Below are 19,552 nucleotides of genomic sequence, written 5' to 3'. Positions count from 1 at the left end.
GTGCCGGCCTCGAGTGCCGCGGCGTCAAACGTATGAACCGTGATCGAGCCCTTCGTCCGGGTCACAGCTACCGGCTCGATGATGAAGCGCTCCGTATCGGGATAGTTGGCGCGCAGCCGTTTCTGATTGTAGGGAACCGGCTCGACCAGAACGGCACGCGCCCGCGCAATGCGGTGCAGCCACGGCGTGACATCGTCGAACAGGGCGCCATCGCAGGCGCCGACATTGACCATCTGGAACGGCCTGCCACCGAAGCGCGCCCGCAGCGCCGCCTTGGCGAGGAATTTCGTGCCGCGCAGCGCCGGCCCGCGATCGAGCAGCCCGGCGGGCAGGCCGAACGACAGCGCAAGGCGCGCCAGGCTGGAAATGGAACTCATTGCGTGTCTCCGGGCTTGTCTCCGGCAATGACGTGCGCCGCGACATGGCACTGACCGGCCGCAGCCCACAGCGCCATCAGCGGGCCGGCAAGCAGCAGGAATGGCGGCAGGAGATTGGGGAAATAGATGCGCGTGTCGTGGATCGGGAACACCGTGAACTTCGCCAGCACGCCGAGCACCAGAGCCGCAAGCAGGATGCCGGCGCGGCGGTCGAGCCGGAAGCCGGCGCGGCCAAGCGCAAACCAGCCGGCCAGTGCCAGTACCGAGACGCCAACCCAGCTGTTCATGGTGACGGCGCGCAGCAGCGAGACGGCAAACGCCCTGAGGTAGGCCGCGAGCGAGAAAGGCGGCTCGAAGCCGTCCATATTGTAATGCTGCTCGATGGTGGAGAACCACAGATGCGGCCACCAGCCTGGGTGCTGGGCCCAGTGCGAGATGGCGAAATAAGCAATGAACGAGGCGGCAAAGCCCGCCAGCGCGCCCCATGCCTTCTGCCGGTAGGCGATGAGCAGCATGGCGAAGATGGCCAGGAAGACGATGTTGTCCGGCCGCGCCATGAAGGCGAGGAAGAGCAGGATCGCGCTCGCCGCCTCGCGCTCACGCACATAGGCATAGAGCCCGCCGAGGAAGAGCGCAGCGCACATCAGATCCGGCGTCGAGGCTCGCGCCGCGCCGCCGAAATCGGCCATGATCAGCACCGCGCCGACCACCGGCGCCAGCGCCAGTGCGCCTTCCGAGCGCAGCCAAAGCAGGGCGATGGCGCCAAACAGCAGCACCGATACCACCGACACCAGCCGCATCGCCTCGACCGGCGACACGACATGGCTGAGGCCGGACAGGATCTCGGCGTAGAGGAACTTGATCCGGTACATGCCGAGCAGCGAATGGAAGTCTGCGGCATTCTCCGCCATGTGGCTGCGGAAGCCGCCGCCATCGTCAGTCAGCGTCTTGTAGTCGGCGGCCGAGACGCCCGCCTTGACCGTGCTGTAGGCATAGTCGTGCAGGGCCTGCGGATCGGGATAGGTGCCTTCCTCGGCGACCGCCAGATAGGGCAGCATATCCCAATTGGCGTCGGGCATGATCCAGGCCGTCGCCGCCGTCAGCAGGATATAGAGCGCCAAGGCAATCGCGCCAATCGGTGCGGCGAACCGCGCATAGGTCCCCTCACCCCACGCCAGGCCGGCGCCGGTCAGTCGGTCGAGCGGATTGGTCGGGACAGTCGGCGGCCTGGTCAGCATCGTCCCGCTCAGCGAAGGCTTTTGACGAAATCCTTCACGATCGCCACGATGCCGCGCGACAGCAGGCTGTCGAAGGCATCGACGAAGCGGTCGACATGCTCGCGCTGGCAGATCAGCGGCGGCTCGAGCCGGATGACGTTGCGGTTGTATTCGGTGAAGGCGACGAGGACGTCATAGTCGCGCAGCAGCAGCGCGCCGACGAAGCCGGACAGCGAGCCCTTCAGCTTGTCGTCGAGCACGCTGACCACCGGCCGCAGCACCATAGGCAGGGTCTGCGAGAAATCGTGGAACTCGAGCCCGATCATGAAACCCTTGCCGCGCACGACCTTGATGATCTTCGGATATTTTTCCTTGAGCGCCTGCAAGCGCTGCAGAAGGTAATCACCGGTCGCGGCCGCATTGTCGATCAGGCCTTCTTCGTAGAGCACGTTCAGCCCCTCGATCGCGGTGACGCAGGCCTCGCCCATGCCGCCGAACGTGGCCATGGCATGGATCATCGCCGTCTTCGGCGTGCCATAGGCCTTCATGTAGACATCGCGCCTGGCGATCATGGCGCCGACCGCCGCCTTGCCGGCGCCCAGCGATTTCGCCAGCGCCGTCACGTCCGGCACGACACCGTAATGCTCGAAGGCGTAGAAGCGGCCGGAACGGCCATAGCCGCACTGCACCTCGTCGGCGACCCACAGCACGCCATGCCGGTCGCACAAGGCGCGCAGCTTCTGCCAGTATTCGGCAGGCGCCTGGATGATGCCGCCGCCGCCCTGGATGGTTTCGAGCACGATGACGCCGATCTCGGGATCGGTCCTGAACAGGCGCTCCACCGCATCGATGTCGGCGAAGGGCACCCGCACGACATTGTCCGCCACCTTGAAGTCGGCGCGGTAGAGTTGGCCGTCGGTGATCGCAAGCACGCCCTTGGTCTTGCCATGAAAGGAATTCTCGGCATAGACGACCTTCGGCCGCTTCGGGCCGGCGGCGCGCTCGGCAAGCTTAACCGCAGCTTCCATGGCTTCCGAGCCGGACGAGCCGAGGAACACCATGTCGAGGTCGCCGGGCGAGCACTTGGCGATGTTGTGCGCAAGGGCCGCGGCATATTGCGACATGAAGGCGATGGCGATTTCCTGCCGCTTTTCCTCCTGAAATGTCTTCCGCGCCTCCAGGATGCGCGGGTGGTTGTGGCCGAAGGCCAGCGAACCGAAGCCGCCGAAGAAATCGAGTATCTTGCGGCCGTTCTGGTCGATGTAGAACATGCCCTCGGCGCGCTCGATCTTCACCTTGTGGAAGCCGAGCAGCTTCATGAAATGCAACTGGCCCGGATTGAGATGCGCCTTGAACAGGTCGGTGATGCGGGCGACATCCATCGCCTTGGCCTGCTCGACGCTGATCAGGTCGGGCTTGGCGATGGTGGCGGGCGACAGCGCCGGCGCATCGACAAGCGTGCGCGCGCCCGTTTGTTCCGGCTTGGCCATGACGGTCATCTCGAGAATCTCCTATTGGCCTTGGTCGCCTTACTCGGCGGGCACATGTTCGGTGGCGACGGCATGGCCGTCCTTCTTGGCGCGGTACTCGCTGTAGGCGGCGATCAGCATGTCCTCGTCGCGATATTGCGGCACCCAGCCGAGCTGGCGCTCGGCCTTGGACACGTCGAGAACGCACTCTTCGTCGGCGATCAGATATTGCTCGGGGTCCATGATCGGCATGTTCATGAGGTCGAGCAGGTCGAGCGTGCGCTTGACCGCCCAGCCCGGTGTCGGGATCAGGATCGATTTCGAGCCGGCATGCCGGATCAGGTCGCCAAGCAGCTTCTTCACCGGCGGCGGGTTGAGGGAGCCGAGATTATAGGCCTCGTTCGGCACGCCGGCCTTCCAGGCGGCGCGGGCAGCTTCCGCGCAGTCGAAAACAGAGATGAACTGGTAGGGATTCTTGCCCGAGCCGATCATCGGCACGGGAAGATTCCAGTCGATCAGCTTGAACAGTTTTTCCAGGATGCCGAGGCGGCCGGGGCCGATGATCAGGCGCGGCCTGAACAACGAGATCGACATGCCGCGCTTGCGCCAATCGGCAGCCAGCTCCTCGGTCTTCAGCTTCGACAGGCCGTACTCGCCGAGCGGCGCGACCGGGTGTTCCTCGGTCATCGGCAGTGTCACCGTATGGCCGTAGATCATGTCGGTCGTGTAGTGGACGAGCTTCGAGGCGCCGGCCTTGTCCATCACCTTGATGATGTGCTCGGTGCCGTGGAAGTTCACCGGGAAGAAGAAGTCGTGCCGCTTGGCGCGCACCTGTATCGGCGACAGCATCTTCGCCGACAGGTTGTAGACCATGTCGTCCGCCCGGACACCGACGCATGACACCGAAGCCGGTTCCGTCACGTCGCACTTGATGTAGCGGACGGACCGGTAGTGCGGCAGGTCACTCTTGACGATGTCGGCGACAACGACCTCTTCGCCATCGGCCGCGAGCTTCGGGGCAAGGTGGCGACCGACGAAACCGTCGCCTCCGAAAATGACATGTCTCATCGAACGATCTCGCTTGTGCCGATCTTGTCTTGGGTGATGGATGCGGTCTGGTCCTCATCTCCGCGTCCGCTCTGCGCTATCAGCACCGTGCCGACGCAGATGCAGGCGATGCCGGCAACGCGCCAGCCGTTGAGGTCCTCGCGGAAAACGAAGTAGGCAAACACTGCCACCGCGACATAGGCGAGGCTGAGAAACGGATAGGCGAAGCTGAGCTCGACCTTCGACAGCACGTAGAGATGCGAGGCCATCGAGATGACGAAGGTGCAGAGCCCCAGGAACACCCAGGGACTGAAGACGATCTGCAGCAGCTTCAGCAGCGGATTGGTGCCCTCGAACGAAATCGGCCCGAGCGACATCATGCCTTGCTTCAGCATCAGCTGCGCCGCGGCATTGGTCATGACCGTAAAAAGGATGAAGACGATGTATTTCATGTTGCCACCTGCCCCGCAGCGGTCCTACTACAAACCTGCAAACATTTCGTGAAATCACGTGCTGCTTTAAGTAAATCCCGGCACAATGTTTTATTTGCCAAGATTTATTCGAATTCTACCTATTCCGCCGCCTCTGCCATCCCTCGCCGTTCATCCAGTTTCTTCGCTGTGCGCGCCCAGAAGTCGGACATGAAGGCGGGGTCGCGCAACGCCTCCAGCCGCCGCCAGTCCGGGAAGGATGCCGCGAAGGTCTCGGCGCCCATGCGCGCGTCCTTGTAGGGGTTGACCGCGCCGCCCGCCTCGACCGTGATGCGGTCGAGTTCGGAAAGCAGCTCGAGCGTCCTCTCGCCCCGGTTGGGGAAGTCGAGCGTCAGCGTGTAACCAGGCCTCGGAAAAGACAGCAGCGCCGGCGAGCGGACCTTGCCGAAGCGCTTCAGCACGGTGAGGAAGGACCCCTGCCCAGCGCGCCGTGCCGCCTCCAGCAGCGCCGGCACGGCAAGCCGCGCGGCCTCCTCCGGCACCACGCACTGGTGCTGGAAGAGGCCTTTCGGCCCGTAGAGCCGGTTCCAGTCGCCAACACCGTCAAGCGGAAAGAAGAAGCCCTGGTAGCCAACCTGACGCGGCGCCGGCGATCGCCCTTTCTTCCACCGGTAAGCGGCGTTGAAGGCGGTGAGGAACGGCCGGTTGAGCACATTGAAAGGCGGCTGCAGCGGCACCGAAAGGCGGGCGTTTGCGCGGGACGCTGTGTGCGAGCCATGCTCGGCATGGTTGCCGGCGAACAGCAGGCCGCGCCCGCGGCCGTGACCGCCGGCGAGCTGGTCAATCCAGGCGACGGCATATTCATTGGCCTGGTCGGCCGCCTCGGCAAGCTCGAAGAATTGGCCGAGATCGCCAAATGGTGTCACCGTCTCGACGACGTCGAGCGAAGGCACCCGCATCAGCCGGATCGAGGCCGACAGGATCAGCCCGGTCAGCCCCATGCCGCCAATGGTTGCCCGGAACAGTCTAGCATTGTCCGTGTCGGAGCAGCGGCAGGTATTGCCGTCCGAGCGCAGCAGTGTCAGCGACTCGACATGGCAGCCGAACGTGCCGCGCCGATGATGGTTCTTGCCGTGGATGTCGTTGGCGATCGCCCCGCCAAGCGTCACGAATTGCGTGCCGGGAACCACCGCCGGGAAGAAGCCGTAGGGAGCGGCATGGGAGATGATATCGCGCAAGAGCACGCCGGCATCCGCTTCCAACACACCCGTCCCGGCATTGAAGGCGCGGACGCGGTTGAGCGGCCGCATGTCGACCACCGAGCCGGCCTGATTCTGGCATGTGTCGCCATAGGAACGGCCATTGCCATAACCAAGCAGCGAACCCGGCTTGGCAGCGCCGCTCTTCAGCAGCGCGACGGCATGGTCGGCCGGGATGGCATGGCGTGCCGGAGGCGTCGCCAGCCCAAAACTGCCGAAACGTTCGCCGCCCCTGATCAACCGCCCCAGGCTCCAGCCACCAGAAGGGCGGCGCCGATGGCGACAACGATCTGGCTGCGCCAGTCGCGGATGATGAAGACGACAGGATCGTCGTGCATCTCGTCGCGGCGGGCGAGGATCCAGACGCGCATCGTGAGGTAGAGCACGATCGGCGCCAGCGGCCACATCACCCATGGATGCGAATAGAGCTCGCGCACCGCGACGCTGTCCATGTAGAGCGCGAGCACCAGGGCCGAGGAGAAGGCGGAGGCCATGCCGGCCTGGGCCACGATCTCCTGGTCTTCGGTGCGGTAGCCGCGGCCGGCGATGCGCTCGCCGGCAGGAATGGCAGTGGTGCGCAATTCGACGAAGCGCTTCACCAGCGCCAGCGACAGGAAGAAGAAGATCGAGAAGGCGAGCAGCCAGAAGGAGACGTCGACGCCCGTCGCCGCGGCACCTGCCAGCACCCGGATCGTATAGAGCCCGGCCAGCGTCAGCACATCGACCAGGAGCATGCGCTTGAACGACAGCGAATAGGCTGTGGTGACAACCATGTAGCCGCCCAGCACGCCGAGGAATTCGATCGGCAGCAAAAGCCCGGCGGCGATGCCGACGGCGATCAGCGCCATCATCGCGCCGAAGCCGAAGGGGATAGTGAGCGCGCCGGTGGCGAAGGGGCGATAGCGCTTGGTCGGGTGTTTGCGGTCGAGCGCGAGGTCGAAGAAGTCGTTGAGGATGTAGATGGCGGAAGCCACGGCGCTGAAGGAGATGAACGCCAGCACGCATTCCCAGATCATGTCGATGTTGAAGTACTCGTGCGACAGCACCATCGGCACCGCGATCAGCGCATTCTTCAGCCATTGATGCACGCGCAGCATCTTGACGAATGTCTTCAATGTCGGCTTCGGCACCGCAACCGTTTCGGCGCCATGCCCGGCCTGCCAGCGCGCGGCATGGCGGTCGGGCGCCACCACGATCGCGCTGCGCGCTGCGTCGAAAACCTGGAGATCGTGCCGGCTGTTGCCCGCATAGTCGAAGCCGCCGTCGCCATAGGCGGCGACCAGCGAGTCGCGTTTCCTGCCTGAGGTCATGTTGTGCGGACCATCGGTCGCCAGCACGCGGTCGAAAATGCCCAGATGCGAGGCGATCGCCTCGGCGAACTTGCGCGGCGTGCCGGTCGCCAGCACGATCTCGCGACCTTCCCGATGCTCGGTGCGGAGCCGATCGAGCAGCGCCTCGCGGTAAGGCAGCGAAGCCGGATCGATATCGATGCGGGCAGCGATCTCCTGCTTGAGTCTGGCCGGCCCGCCGGCCAGCCAGAACGGCACCAGGAAGACATAGAGCGGATTCTTCTTGAGAAGGATGAACAAGCCTTCCCAAAGGAGGTCGGTCGCAATCAGCGTGCCGTCGAGATCGACCGCAAGCGGAATTGCGTTCCTGTCCGACCGCGCGTCCATGATTCCCTGCCCTGCCTGATTCCTTCGCGCCCTGTTCGGCGGCTTCGGGTCGGATATAGCGGGAGATGACGCAGCGAACGTTAAAACGTCAGGTTGCGGCCAGGCTGTGCGGTGGTATTTCCCCGGTCAGTGTTAAACAACCGCTACCGGAAACAATAAAAGGCCGGGCAGTTTGCCCGGCCTTCGCGAGAGATGCTGCCCGGTTTTACTTGATGCGGGCGACGCCACCCGAAATCTCGACCGTTTCCGAGCCGGTCAGGGCTTCGAGGTCACCATTCGGCAAGGTGACGAAACAGCCATTCGGGCAGAATTCCACGGTTTCGCCGGCGGCCAGCGCCAGCTCCGTCTTGCCGCCGCCCTCGGTCACGATCAGCGTCCGGGTCTCGGCGTCCTTGTTGACCGCGCTGGCGGCGAAAGCCGACCCGCCCACGGCTAGAAAAGCGATGGCGGCGACGACAGACTTCCACATTTGCAATACCGGTGTTTCCACACCGCCTTCTTGTTGCATTTGCAAGGCATTCTCGCCCTTTGCATGCGAGCTTATATGAGATCGAAGCTGAACCGCAACTGAATGCCGCATTCATGCCGCAATTGGCTTTTGCCGGACACAGGCACGATTCCGTGGTGTGCCGCCTCAGTCCGGATCAGGTTTGCTGCCCTTGCGCCTGGACTTTGCCAGGCGCGCCTTTTCAACCGCGGCTTCGGCTTCCGCTTGCTCCTTCTCGGCGAAGTCGGCCTCCATCTTGTCGTCGTCGATCGGCCACGCCTCGGGCTTTGTCGTCTCAACCACGGCGCGTGGCGTCGAGGGTATCTCGATATGCTCGCTGTTGAACTCATCGAAGATGGCAAAGCGGATGTCGTTCTGCACGATGTTGCCGTTCAGGATGTCGGCGAGGAACACGCGGATCTCGAATTCGAGCGCGGCGCCGCCGAAATTGGCGAACAGTACGAACGGCTCGGGGTTCTTCAGCACCAGCGGATGGCTGCGCGCGATTTCGAGCAAAAGCGCATGCACCCGCTTGACGTCGCTGCCATAGGCGACGCCGACCTTGATGTCGACGCGGCCGAGCTTGTTGCGGTGCGTCCAGTTGCCGACCGCATTGTTGATCAGGGTCGAGTTGGGCAGGATCACCGACTGCCGCTGGAAGGTCTCGATCTCGGTGGCGCGCACGCTGATCTTCTTGACCGTTCCGGTGGTGTCGCCGGCGACGATCCAGTCGCCGACCTTGAACGGACGCTCGGCAAGCAGGATCAGGCCGGAGACGAAGTTCGACACCACATTTTGCAGGCCGAAGCCGATACCGAGCGACAGGGCGCCGGCAACGAGCGCCAGGTTTGACAGGTCGATGCCGGCCGCCGAGACGCCGACGAGGCCGGCAATGGCGACGCCGGCATAGCCGACCGCCAGCCGGATCGAGTTGCGCACGCCGGCGTCGACCCTGCCGCGCGCCATCACCGAGCCGTCGAGCCAGCCCTGGAACCAGCGCGTCAGGAAATAGCCGATGACGAAGACCACGATGCCGCTGAGGATGCCGGTGAACGAGATCGTCACCGAGCCGATGGTGACGCCCGTCGCCAGTTTGTATGCCCACGCTTGGATGTCGCCGGGCTGGAAACCCCACATCAAGAGGATCAGCGGCAGGAACACCAGCACGATCATCAGGTTGATGGCGATGCTGACGACCAGACCGAGCTGGTCGAGCGCGGTTTCATCATAGCTTGAATTGGCGGTCAGCCAGCGCCCAGCCGACGTGTCGGCGAAGCCGCCCTCTTCGCCGATCGCCCGTGCCGACAGGAAGCCGATATAGGCGGTGACAAGGACGGTGCCGGTGACCACCACCTGCAGCGAGACGAATAGCGCAAGGCCGATATAGCCGAGCAGCGCCGCCGCGATGGTGAACAGGCCGAGCGCGACGGCGGTGACGCGAAGCCAGGCCGGCCACGGGCGCCATGTTCCATCCCGCGCCCGGAACGGCTTCAGCAGCGCCATCAGGATCAGGATGACGCCGACGATGATGGTAGCGACAAAGCTGCGCGCGATGGTCAGCGACAGCGGCGAGCCCATCTTGTCGTTGACCACGGACAGGAAATTGTTAAAGCCGATGACCACCGCCATCGCCGTCGTCAGCCGCACCAGCCACCGCGCCGGCCCGGTTTCGACCGGAATCAGGCGCCAGTTGGGCAGGCGCGGCTCAAGCGCGGCATTGGTCAGCCGGTTGACGCAGAACACCACCGCGATGACGGCGAGCAGCGCATTGAGGAAGACGCCGATGTCGCCGCGCAGCACGTTGTAATAATTGAAGAAGAACACGGTCGAGGCGAGGAACACCGAGAGCGCCGCGGACGGGAGCAGCGTCGACCAGAACGCCACGGAAAGCCGGCTGAGATAGGACGGCTCCTCGATGGACGGGTCGGGTTCGAAGATGCGCCCGAACAGGCGCCGGCCGCCGACCAGCAGCACCGCCGCCAGTCCCAGCGCCATCAGGGCCGCTGCGAGCACGGCCTGGAGTTTGAATTTGAAGGCGAAGATCAGCCAGGACGAGACGGCTTTGTAAAGGCCGGTGAATTGATCGTGCGCATCGGAAAAGGCCTGGGGACTGAGCGCGTCCGTCAGTTCATAGCGCTTGGCGAGGAAATTGCGGAAAAGGTCGCTGCGCATGACGCCGATCTTGTCGATCAGGCTGTTGATGCGGATCGACAGGTTTTGCGCGCTGGCGATGACGGCGTTGATCTCGGCCTTTTCGGCGGCAAGCGCGCCGCGCTCGTTGGTAACGATCGCCGGTTCCTGCGGCTGCCCCTGCGCCGGCGGCGGGCCAAGCACCTCGATCCGGTTGTTGATGTCGGCAAGACGCGAGCGGAAGGCCAGTGCGCTGTTCAATGCCGCCCGCGACAGATCCTCGAGTTGCAGGCGGACGTCGACAAGCGCTGCGTCATCCTCGGCGTCGTCGGCGACCTTCTTTTCGAGACCATCGGTCTTGGCCGCCAGGTCCTGGACGACCTTCTGTTGGTCGGCGATCAGTTGCGCGGAACCCTGGCCGATGGCCTGCGCCATCGCATCGAACGAAGGCTGCGCCGAAACGGCTAGCATCAGAACCAGGATCAGGCGAAGTAACCGGAAGAACATGACCTTGATGGCGACTCGCTGCCGAAAAGACTTCGAAATTTCGTTCTTGATAAAGACCGCCATACCCCGCGGCAAGCCGTCCCCGATCAGGCAAGTGCAAGCCGTCCCTGGTCAGGCAAGTGGAAGTCGGCCTGTCGAAAAGCGATGGCGCAATCTTGGCTTTGCGCCCGCTGCCTGCTCTATAGTCTGCCGCATCGCACAAACCGGACGACATGAAACATGGCGGAATATTCGGCCTTTTCGCTCCTCACGAACGCGCTCAGCGGAAACAAGGACTGGAAGCCGGCCTGGCGCAAGCCGGACCCAAAGGCATCCTATGACGTGATCGTCATCGGCGGCGGTGGGCACGGCCTGTCGACCGCCTACTACCTCGCCAAGGAGCACGGCATCACCAATGTCGCGGTGCTGGAGAAGGGCTGGCTGGGCTCAGGCAATGTCGGCCGCAACACCACCGCAGTGCGCTCGAACTACCTTTTGCCTTCCAACACCCGCTTCTACGAGCATTCGATGAAGCTTTGGGAGAACCTCTCGCACGACCTCAACTACAATGTCATGTTCTCGCAGCGCGGCTGTCTGAACCTGGCGCATACGCCCGCCCAGTTCGACGACTATGCCAGGCGCGGCAATGCCATGCGCCATCTCGGCGTCGATGCCGAGCTGATGACCGTCGACCAGATCAAGCGGCTCGTGCCGGCGCTCGACGTCTCCGGCTCGGCGCGGTTCCCTGTCATCGGCGGCCTGATGCAGCGGCGCGCCGGCAGCGCCCGCCACGATGCGGTGGCCTGGGGCTATGCGCGCGGCGCCGACCGGCGCGGCGTCGACATCATCGAGAATTGCGAGGTCACCGGTTTTCTGCGCGACGGCGACCGCATCACCGGCGTTTCGACGACGCGCGGCGAGATCCGCGCCAGGAAGGTGGCGCTCGCCGTTGCCGGCAGCACCGGCCGCGTCATGCAACTGGCCGGCATCGACAAGATGCCGATCGAGAGCCATGTGCTGCAGGCCTTCGTGTCGGAATCGCTGAAGCCGATCATCGACACGATCCTGACCTTCGGCATGGGTCACTTTTACATCTCGCAGTCCGACAAGGGCGGCTTGGTCTATGGCGGCGACCTCGACGGCTACAATAGCTATGCCCAGCGCGGCAGCCTGCCGATCGTCGACGAGGTGATGAGCGAGATGCTGGCGCTGTTCCCCGGCCTGGCGCGCGTGCGCATGCTGCGCTCCTGGGGCGGCCTCTGCGACATGACGATGGACGGCTCGCCGATCATTACCACTGGCCCGCTGCCCGGCATGTATCTCAATTGCGGCTGGTGCTACGGCGGCTTCAAGGCGACGCCTGCCTCCGGCTTTTGCTTTGCCTGGACCATCGCCAAGGACGAGCCGCACGAGCTCAACGCGCCGTTCACGCTCGACCGCTTCTATCGCGGTCTCGTCATCGACGACAAGGGCCAAGGCGCGACGCCTCGGCTGCATTAGGGTTGAAATAAGATGCTTATCACCTGTCCCTATTGTGGCCCGCGCGACGTCATCGAGTTCACCTATCAAGGCGACGGCAACCGCCAGCGCCCGCAACCCAACTCGCAGGACCTCGACGCCTGGAACGTCTATGTCTACGACCGGCTGAACCCGGCCGGCGACCACAATGAGATCTGGCAGCATGCCGGCGGTTGCCGAGCCCATGTCAGGGTCGTGCGCAACACGCTGACACACGAGATTTCCAGCACTGCTTTCGCGCATGGCGGCCACAGATCCGCCACGCGGCACAAGACGGAAGCCAAGTCGTGAGCCCCCGTCGCATCGAGAACGGCGGCCGCGTCGACCGGCTGCGCACCATCCGCTTCACCTTCGACGGCGTGACCTATACCGGCCATGCCGGCGACACGCTGGCCTCGGCGCTGCTCGCCAATGGCGTGACGCTGTTCGGCCGCTCGTTCAAGTACCACCGCCCGCGCGGCGTGCTCACGGCCGGTGTCGAGGAGCCGAACGCGCTGGTAACGGTGCTGCGCGGCGAGGTGCGCGAACCGAACATCGCCGCGACCATGGTCGAGATCTATGACGGGCTCACCGCCGTCAGCCAGAACCGCTTCCCGTCGCTTGCCTGGGACGTCAGTGCGGCCAACCAGCTCGGCGGCAAGCTCCTGTCGGCCGGCTTCTACTACAAGACCTTCATGGGGCCGGTGATCGGCCCGCTCAAAGGCACCCGCTTCTGGATGTTCTGCGAGCATTTTATCCGCCGCGCCGCCGGTCTCGGCAGAGCCGGCACCGCCGCCGACACTTCGCGCTATGAGCGCATGAACGCCTTCTGCGACGTGCTGGTGGTCGGCTCCGGTCCGGCCGGGCTGATGGCCGCCAAGGCTGCCGCCGAACAGGGCGCGCGCGTCATCCTCACCGAGCTGGAGCCGCGCTTCGGCGGCTCGGCCAACTGGTCCGGCGAGACGATCGACGGCATGCCGGCGGACGACTGGGCGGCGCGCGTTGCCGGCCAACTCGAAGGCAACGACAATGTGCGGCTTTTGCCGCGCACCACGGTCTGGGGCTACTATGACGGCAACACGCTTGCCGCGCTGGAGCGTGTCAGCGACCACAAGGAGAGCCTGGCCAAGGGCGAGCCGCGCCATCGCTACTGGGCGATCCGCGCCAGAACCGTGGTGCTTGCCACCGGCTCCTTCGAACGGCCGCTGGTCTTCCCCGGCAATGACCGGCCGGGCGTCATGCTGGCGCATGCCGCAGAGCGCTACGCCAACGAATATGGCGTCCTGCCCGGCGAGAGGATTGCCCTGTTCACCAACAATGACAGCGCCTACCGTTCCGCCCTGGCGCTGAGGAAGGCAGGGGCCGCGATCGTCGCAATCGTCGACGTTCGCTCCGGGCTGTCGGACGAAATGCGTCGGCTGGCCACCGAGGCCGAGGCGGAAATGCTCTCCGGTCACGCCGTGGTGGCCACCGAGGGCGGCAAGGCTCTCTCCGGCCTAAAAGTGCAGCGCTTCGACATGCTGAGTGGCGCGCTCACCGGCGACGCGCGCAGCATCCATGCCGACTGCCTGCTGATGTCAGGCGGCTGGTCGCCGACGATCCATCTCGCCAGCCAGGCCGGCGCAAAGGCTGAGTGGAACCCGGCCAGGCAGGCCTTCCTGCCACCGAAGCCGACGCAGCGCTGGATCGGCGCAGGCGCCTTCACCGGCAGTTTCTCGACCGCCGAGGCCATCGCCGAAGGCCGCACCGCCGGTGTCGCTGCCGCGGGCGGCACGGACGCGCCGACGGCCCTGCCGGACGTCGAAGCCGCGCCCGGCGAGCCCGACCCGGCGCCGGTGTTCGAGATCAAGGCGGCGGGCAAGAGCTTCGTCGATTTCCAGCACGACGTCACGGCGGAAGACGTGCGGTTGGCGCACCGCGAGGGCTTCATCTCGGTCGAGCACCTCAAGCGCTACACCACGCTTGGCATGGCGACCGACCAGGGCAAGAGCTCCAACGTGCCGGGCCTCGCCATCATGGCCGAGGCTCTCGGCAAGCCGATCCCCGAGGTCGGCACGACGCGCTTCCGCCCACCCTACACGGCGGTGTCGATCGGCTCGCTGGCGGCCGAGCGTTTTGGCGATCTCAAACCCGAGCGGCTGACCCCGATGCACGACTGGCATATCGCCAACGGCGCGCGGATGTATTCCGCAGGCCTCTGGTACCGGCCGATGATCTACGGCCTTGCCGGCGAGACGGTCGAGCAGGCCTATGTGCGCGAAGCCAAGGCCACCCGCGACAGCGCCGGCATCGTCGACGTCTCGACGCTGGGCAAGATCGCCGTGCAGGGACCGGACGCGGCGGAATTCCTCGACCGCGTCTACACCAACATGTTTTCCACGCTTGCCGTCGGCAAGGCGCGCTACGGCCTGATGCTGCGCGAGGACGGGCTTGCCTTCGACGACGGCACCACCTGGCGGCTCGGCGAGCAGGACTTCCTGATGACCACCACCACCGCCAATGCCGGCAAGGTGATGCAGCATCTGGAATATTTCCTCGACGTGATCTGGCCGGAATTGAAGGTCACCGTCACCTCGGTGACCGACGAATGGGCAGGCGCTGCGATCGGCGGGCCGAAGGCGAGAGCCATCCTCGCCACCTGCGTCACCGGCACCGCCGTCGACAACGCCACCCTGCCTTTCATGGGCATCGTCCGTGGCCAGATTGCGGGCGTGCCGGTGATGATCTGCCGCCTGTCCTTTTCCGGCGAGATGGCCTTCGAGGTCTATTCCGGCGCCGGCTACGGCACCCATGTCTGGGAGGCGCTGATCGAGGCTGGCAAGCCATCCGGCCTGGTCACCTACGGGCTCGAGGCGCTGGGTACGATGCGCATCGAGAAGGGCCATGTCACCGGCGCCGAGATCGACGGCCGCACCACGGCGCGCGACCTGCATCTCGACTGGATGCTGTCGAAGAAGAAGCCCTTCATCGGCTCGGCGATGATGGACCGCGAGGGCCTGATCACGCCTGACCGGCTGCAACTGGTCGGCCTGGTCTCGCTCGACAACCGCCCGTTCAACGGCGGCGCGCATATCGTCGAGGAACTGGACGAAGCCAATCCACGCGATTCGATCGGCCACATAACCGCCTGCTGCTATTCGCCGGCGCTCGGCAAGCATATCGCGCTAGCGCTGGTCAAGGGCGGCAAGGCCAGGCACGGCACGCGCGCTTTCGTCTCGGACCCGTTGCGCAATCGCTTCGGGCCGATCGAGATCGTCTCCAACCACTTCTACGACCCGGACGGGAGCCGCATGCATGGTTGAACGTCAATCTCCGCTCGAGCCGGAGTACCACCCGGGCTCGCACGGCAATTTCGAACATGGCGTCGACGTCATCCTGTCTGAGACGCGGCCGGGCTCGATCCTGCAGCTCGCCGCATGGCCGGGCGAGGAGAAGCGCCTTATGTCGGCGATATACAAGGTCGCGGGCCTTGCCCTGCCCGACGGCGCCGGCGGCGGCGTCACCAACGGCGGCAGATCGGCATTCGGCATCGCGCCAGGCAAGTTCACCGTCATCGACGACGCCGAGGGCCTTGCGGCCGCGTTCAGCGGCGTCGTCACGCCGGACGTGGGCACCGTCACCGACCTGTCGCATGGCCGCACCGCGATCCGCATCGCCGGCCCGAAGGCCGAATGGGTGCTGGCGAAGTTCTTTGCCATCGATTTCGCGCTGCCGGCCTTCCCGGTCGGCGCCGGCCGCTCGACCACCCATCACGACGTCTTCGCGCAGATTCAGCGCACCGGCGCCGACCAGTTCGACATCTATGTCTTCCGCTCCTTCGCCCGCTCCTTCTGGAAGGCGCTGTGCCACGCCAGCGAGGAAGTCGGCTACGAGGTGCAATAGCTCCGGCTGGCACTACGGACGGCCACAACTGCTGCTTGAGGCTTGGGCCAGCCGGGCCGATAGATAGGCAATCACGGGCTCTTGCCGGAGCAGGTGCCCGTCCAGGCAACCAGTTCGACCATATCCTCCATGACCGCAGAGACTTCGGTGACGGCCACCACCCGCTTTGCTCCGGCGGGCGAGATGTCGATGCTGTTGCCGGCAACGGTCGCCTGCGGCGTCTTCATGACCAGCCTCGACCAGAATGTAGTGGTGACCGCACTTCCCGGCATCGGTGAAAGCTTGGCCCGCCCGCCGAGCCAGCTTGGCCTTCTGATCACCGTCTATGTAGCCAGCCTGATCATTTCGATGCCGCTCGGCGGCTGGGCGGCGGACCGCTTCGGCCTGCGCAACGTGTATTGCTTCGCCCTTCTCGTCTTCGCCAGCGCCTCGGCACTTTGCGGCCTCTCGGAGAACATCTGGATGCTGGTCGCCTCGCGCGCCCTGCAGGGTTTTGGCGGCGCGCTGATGGGCACGCTCGGCCAAGTGGTGATCCTGTCGAGCTTTCCGCGCGACCGCACGCTCAAGATCAACATGTACATTTCGCTGGCCGGCCAGTCCGGACCATTGGTGGGCCCGCTGGTCGGCGGCACGCTCACCACCTACGTCTCGTGGCGCTGGATCTTCTACATAAACATCCCGATTGCGCTCATTGCCGCGCTGCTCGCCGCCTCGCTGTTCCCCTCCGCGACCAAGCCGGTCCGCACCCCGTTCGACTTTCCGGGCTTCCTGCTAGTCGGCAGCGGCATGGCGCTGCTCGTCTTCGGCATGGATTCGCTCGCCGCCAAGGACGCCGCCGCCGGCATCATCGCCGCCGAGCTGGGTGCGGCCGTCGCCATCCTGACCGTCGCGTCCTTCTATTGCCTGCGCGTCCGCAATCCGCTGCTCGACCTCAAGCTGCTGCGCATCCGCACCTTCCGCGTCAGCTTCCTGACCGGCGGCGGCCTCGACACGATCGGGCTGAGCTCCGTCGTTTTCCTTCTGCCGCTGATGTTCCAACTCGGCTTCGGTATGAGCGCGGTGCAGGCGGGATCGCTGACCTTCGTCGCCGCGATCGGTTCGTTGCTGACGCGCTTCATGATGCCGCGCATCCTCAACCGCTTTGGCTTCCGCCGCGTGCTGGTCACCAACACGCCGATCGTCGCTTGCCTCGTCGCGGGCTTCGCCTCGATGCAGGCGAGTCTGCCCGCCTGGATCGTGCTCGCCTACATCTTCATCTTCGGCGTCTTCCGCTCGGTGCAATGGGCTTCAACCGGGAACCTTTCCTATTCGGATGTCGCGCCCGAGCAACTCGCCCGCTTCAGCGCGCTCTACTACATTCTCTGGCAGCTTGCGGTGGCGATCAGCGTCGGCCTGGCGGCGGCGTTGTTGTCTTTGCTCGCCAGCGGCGGCCATGCCAGCGTCAACGATTTCCGCATCCTGTTCTTGATTGAAGGCCTGATCACGCTGTGCGCGCTGTTCGCGTATCTGCGGCTGACGCCGCAGGACGGCGCCCATGTCAGCGGGGCGCGCATGTGAACACCGAGTAAGGCCGCTGGCGCTGGCTGGCGGCCGTTACTCGCTGAACGTTACCCAGTCTTCCAGCGGCGCGCGGTCGGTACGAAATTCGTTCTCGGGCTTGGATTTGTCCTCGTAGCCCAGCGCCATGCCGCAGACGACGATCTCCTCGTCGGGGATGTTGAGAACCGGGCGGATCTGCCGGTGATAAGGCGCGAAGGCCGCCTGTGGGCAGGTATGCAGGCCCCTGCCCCTCGCTGCCACCATGATGTTCTGCAAGAACATGCCGTAGTCGATCCACGATCCTTTGTTCAGCCGCCGGTCGACGGTGAAGATTATGCCGACGGGCGCATCGAAGAAGACGAAGTTGCGATCGTGCTGCGCCCGCATCCTGTCGACCTCGCGCCGGCCGATGCCGAGCGCGCCATATAGGCCGAAGCCGTTCGCGCGGCGACGAGTGAGATAGGGTTCGAAGAACTGGTCGGGATAGTAGCGATACTCGTCCCACTCGGCCTTCTCGGCGCGGATGCCTGAATTGAGGATGGCCTCAGAAATGCGCTGCTTGACATCGCCCTTGGTGACATACACCCGCCAAGGCTGCATGTTGGTGCCGGATGGCGCGCGCGCGGCGACGGAAAGGATGTCGCGGACCGTCTCGTCGTCGACCATATCGGGCAGGAAGGCGCGCACCGAGCGGCGCGACGTGATCGCCTCGTCGACGATCGCCGCATCCTTGGCTATCCGGCTGTTGTTTTCCAGCATGGGTCGTCCCTTTGCGCGTGACCGGGAACCAAACCGGCTCCCGCGAAGGACCACGCACAGACTCCTTGAAACCTGGCCCCCGACCGGACGTCCCCATTCGCCGTTCGTCGCCGAGCCTTTGCATGAACCGCAAAAAACGCGCAAGCAAATCTTGCGGCATCATGAAAATCCTCTTGATTTTTTCATGGAGTTGCCCTCTCATGAAATTTGTCTCCAATTTTTCATCGGAAGGCCGATGGTCTCGACCGCTCCCAGGCCGGAACAGGACAATGGCGAGCGGTTGCTGGCCGGCGACATCCGTGCGCTGCGCAAGGCGCGCGGGCTGACGCTGGCCGAGATCGGCCTGAGGCTCGGCCGCTCCGTCGGCTGGGTCAGTCAGGTAGAGCGCGGCCTGTCGGTCCCTTCGCTCGGCGACCTCAGGGCTTTCGCCGACCTGTTCGGCGTGCCGATCAGCCTGTTCTTCAGCCATGACGTGCCGGTCGAGGCGGAGCGCGGCGTGGTCGTGCGTGCCGGCAGCCGCCGCTCGCTTGGCACAAGCGAATCCGGACTTGTGGAGGAGCTTCTGTCGCCCGACCTCGGCGGTAGCTTCGAGATGCTGCGCTCGGAATTTGCGCCGGGTGCGGAGCTGAAGACCGAAGCGCGCCGTCCGACCGAAGAAGCCGGCTATGTTACGTCGGGTGTTTTCGAGATCGAGATTGCCGGCGTCTGGCACCGGCTCGGCGAAGGCGACAGCTTTCGTTTCGATGGCAAGCCGTTTCGCTGGCGCAATCCCGGCGCCGAGCCGGCGGTGGTCATCTGGGTGGTTTCGCCACCTGTCTATTGATTGGAGGGGAAGAACATGGCGGGTTTGCCGAGCACGGCACGCGTGGTGATCATCGGAGGCGGTGTCGTCGGCGCCTCCTCGCTCTACCACCTTTGCAAGGCGGGGTGGACCGATTGCGTGCTGCTCGAAAAGAACGAGTTGACCTCGGGCTCGACCTGGCATGCCGCCGGCAACGTGCCGACCTTCTCGTCCTCATGGTCGCTGATGAACATGCAGCGCTATTCGACCGAGCTCTATCGCGGGCTCGCCGATGCCGTCGACTATCCGATGAACTACCACGTCACCGGCTCGCTCAGGCTCGCCCATTCGAAGGAGCGCATGCAGGAATTCCGGCGCGCCAAGGGCATGGGCCGCTACCAGGGCATGGACATCGACGTCGTCGGGCTGGACGAGATCAAGCGCCGCTATCCCTTCATCGAGACGCATGAGCTGAAAGGCGCGCTCTACGACCCGAGCGACGGCGACATCGATCC

General features: G+C 64.8%; 17 protein-coding genes and 1 pseudogene. 7 read left to right on the top strand and 11 right to left on the bottom strand.

Translation table 11 applies throughout. The features are described 5' to 3' along the window. The 9 genes and pseudogenes from EN745_RS11590 to EN745_RS11550 all read right to left on the bottom strand — a co-directional run. Positions 1 to 377 (bottom strand): annotated as a pseudogene (locus tag EN745_RS11590) (FkbM family methyltransferase); the annotation flags it as partial. Then, positions 374 to 1,615 (bottom strand): hypothetical protein, encoded by a 1,242-nt coding sequence (locus tag EN745_RS11585; RefSeq protein ID WP_127421289.1) that lies wholly within the window; start codon positions 1,613 to 1,615, stop codon positions 374 to 376. The pseudogene EN745_RS11590 and the gene EN745_RS11585, both read right to left, overlap by 4 nt. A gap of 8 nt (positions 1,616 to 1,623) precedes the next feature. Next, on the bottom strand, positions 1,624 to 3,084 hold the full coding sequence (locus EN745_RS11580) for an aspartate aminotransferase family protein (RefSeq protein WP_189363023.1): 1,461 nt from the start codon (positions 3,082 to 3,084) through the stop codon (positions 1,624 to 1,626). Positions 3,085 to 3,123: 39 nt separating this feature from the next. After that, positions 3,124 to 4,131 (bottom strand): NAD(P)-dependent oxidoreductase, encoded by a 1,008-nt coding sequence (locus tag EN745_RS11575; protein WP_126054078.1) that lies wholly within the window; start codon positions 4,129 to 4,131, stop codon positions 3,124 to 3,126. After that, positions 4,128 to 4,562 carry an EamA family transporter gene (locus tag EN745_RS11570; protein ID WP_126054077.1) on the bottom strand — a complete coding sequence of 145 codons (435 nt, stop codon included), beginning with the start codon at positions 4,560 to 4,562 and terminating at the stop codon, positions 4,128 to 4,130. The genes EN745_RS11575 and EN745_RS11570 overlap by 4 nt, the downstream gene beginning before the upstream one ends. Positions 4,563 to 4,681: 119 nt before the next feature. Further along, positions 4,682 to 6,040 carry an FAD-binding oxidoreductase gene (locus EN745_RS11565; protein ID WP_245455448.1) on the bottom strand — a complete coding sequence of 453 codons (1,359 nt, stop codon included), beginning with the start codon at positions 6,038 to 6,040 and terminating at the stop codon, positions 4,682 to 4,684. After that, positions 6,037 to 7,476 carry a UbiA family prenyltransferase gene (locus tag EN745_RS11560; RefSeq protein ID WP_127405848.1) on the bottom strand — a complete coding sequence of 480 codons (1,440 nt, stop codon included), beginning with the start codon at positions 7,474 to 7,476 and terminating at the stop codon, positions 6,037 to 6,039. Before EN745_RS11560 ends, EN745_RS11565 begins: the two co-directional genes overlap by 4 nt. Before the next feature lie 205 nt (positions 7,477 to 7,681). After that, a complete protein-coding gene (locus EN745_RS11555; RefSeq protein WP_006335571.1) occupies positions 7,682 to 7,945 on the bottom strand; it encodes a hypothetical protein in 264 nt (87 codons plus the stop codon). Positions 7,946 to 8,110: 165 nt separating this feature from the next. Further along, entirely contained in the window at positions 8,111 to 10,600 is a 2,490-nt protein-coding gene (locus tag EN745_RS11550) for a mechanosensitive ion channel family protein (protein WP_127421287.1), read from the bottom strand. Positions 10,601 to 10,819: 219 nt separating this feature from the next. Between EN745_RS11550 and EN745_RS11545 the strand changes: the two genes are divergently transcribed. The 4 genes from EN745_RS11545 to EN745_RS11530 are packed head-to-tail and all read left to right on the top strand — an operon-like array spanning position 10,820 to position 15,958. Further along, positions 10,820 to 12,079: a sarcosine oxidase subunit beta gene (locus EN745_RS11545; protein ID WP_127421286.1), complete on the top strand. Its 1,260-nt coding sequence runs from the start codon at positions 10,820 to 10,822 to the stop codon at positions 12,077 to 12,079. A gap of 12 nt (positions 12,080 to 12,091) precedes the next feature. Further along, on the top strand, positions 12,092 to 12,388 hold the full coding sequence (locus EN745_RS11540) for a sarcosine oxidase subunit delta (RefSeq protein WP_127421285.1): 297 nt from the start codon (positions 12,092 to 12,094) through the stop codon (positions 12,386 to 12,388). Then, a complete protein-coding gene (locus tag EN745_RS11535; protein ID WP_127421284.1) occupies positions 12,385 to 15,378 on the top strand; it encodes a sarcosine oxidase subunit alpha in 2,994 nt (997 codons plus the stop codon). Before EN745_RS11540 ends, EN745_RS11535 begins: the two co-directional genes overlap by 4 nt. After that, the gene (locus EN745_RS11530; RefSeq protein ID WP_126054072.1) at positions 15,371 to 15,958 is read left to right on the top strand and encodes a sarcosine oxidase subunit gamma; all 588 of its coding nucleotides are present in this window, start codon (positions 15,371 to 15,373) and stop codon (positions 15,956 to 15,958) included. The genes EN745_RS11535 and EN745_RS11530 overlap by 8 nt, the downstream gene beginning before the upstream one ends. A 71-nt stretch (positions 15,959 to 16,029) precedes the next feature. Here EN745_RS11530 and EN745_RS36925 read toward each other — a convergent pair whose 3' ends face one another. Further along, on the bottom strand, positions 16,030 to 16,185 hold the full coding sequence (locus tag EN745_RS36925) for a hypothetical protein (protein ID WP_245455447.1): 156 nt from the start codon (positions 16,183 to 16,185) through the stop codon (positions 16,030 to 16,032). Between EN745_RS36925 and EN745_RS11525 the strand changes: the two genes are divergently transcribed. Next, positions 16,184 to 17,515 (top strand): MFS transporter, encoded by a 1,332-nt coding sequence (locus EN745_RS11525; RefSeq protein WP_245487694.1) that lies wholly within the window; start codon positions 16,184 to 16,186, stop codon positions 17,513 to 17,515. The two genes, EN745_RS36925 and EN745_RS11525, sit on opposite strands and share 2 nt — an antisense overlap. 36 nt (positions 17,516 to 17,551) lie before the next feature. Here the strand turns inward: EN745_RS11525 and EN745_RS11520 are convergent, their stop codons facing one another. Further along, positions 17,552 to 18,256, bottom strand: coding sequence for a nitroreductase (locus tag EN745_RS11520; RefSeq protein ID WP_126054070.1), 705 nt, complete (start codon positions 18,254 to 18,256; stop codon positions 17,552 to 17,554). 235 nt (positions 18,257 to 18,491) lie between these two features. Here EN745_RS11520 and EN745_RS11515 point away from each other — a divergent pair, with 235 nt between their 5' ends. Both EN745_RS11515 and EN745_RS11510 read left to right on the top strand, forming a co-directional pair. Continuing rightward, positions 18,492 to 19,079 (top strand): XRE family transcriptional regulator, encoded by a 588-nt coding sequence (locus EN745_RS11515; protein WP_126054069.1) that lies wholly within the window; start codon positions 18,492 to 18,494, stop codon positions 19,077 to 19,079. Positions 19,080 to 19,094: 15 nt separating this feature from the next. Continuing rightward, the coding region (locus tag EN745_RS11510) for an FAD-binding oxidoreductase (RefSeq protein ID WP_145992009.1) at positions 19,095 to 19,552 on the top strand (458 nt) is incomplete at its 3' end.

The sequence above is a fragment of the Mesorhizobium sp. M4A.F.Ca.ET.022.05.2.1 genome, assembly GCF_003998845.1.
Taxonomy (GTDB): Bacteria; Pseudomonadota; Alphaproteobacteria; order Rhizobiales; family Rhizobiaceae; genus Mesorhizobium.
Note: the sequence above shows the minus strand (reverse complement) of the source record. Positions and strands in the feature narration are given on the sequence as shown.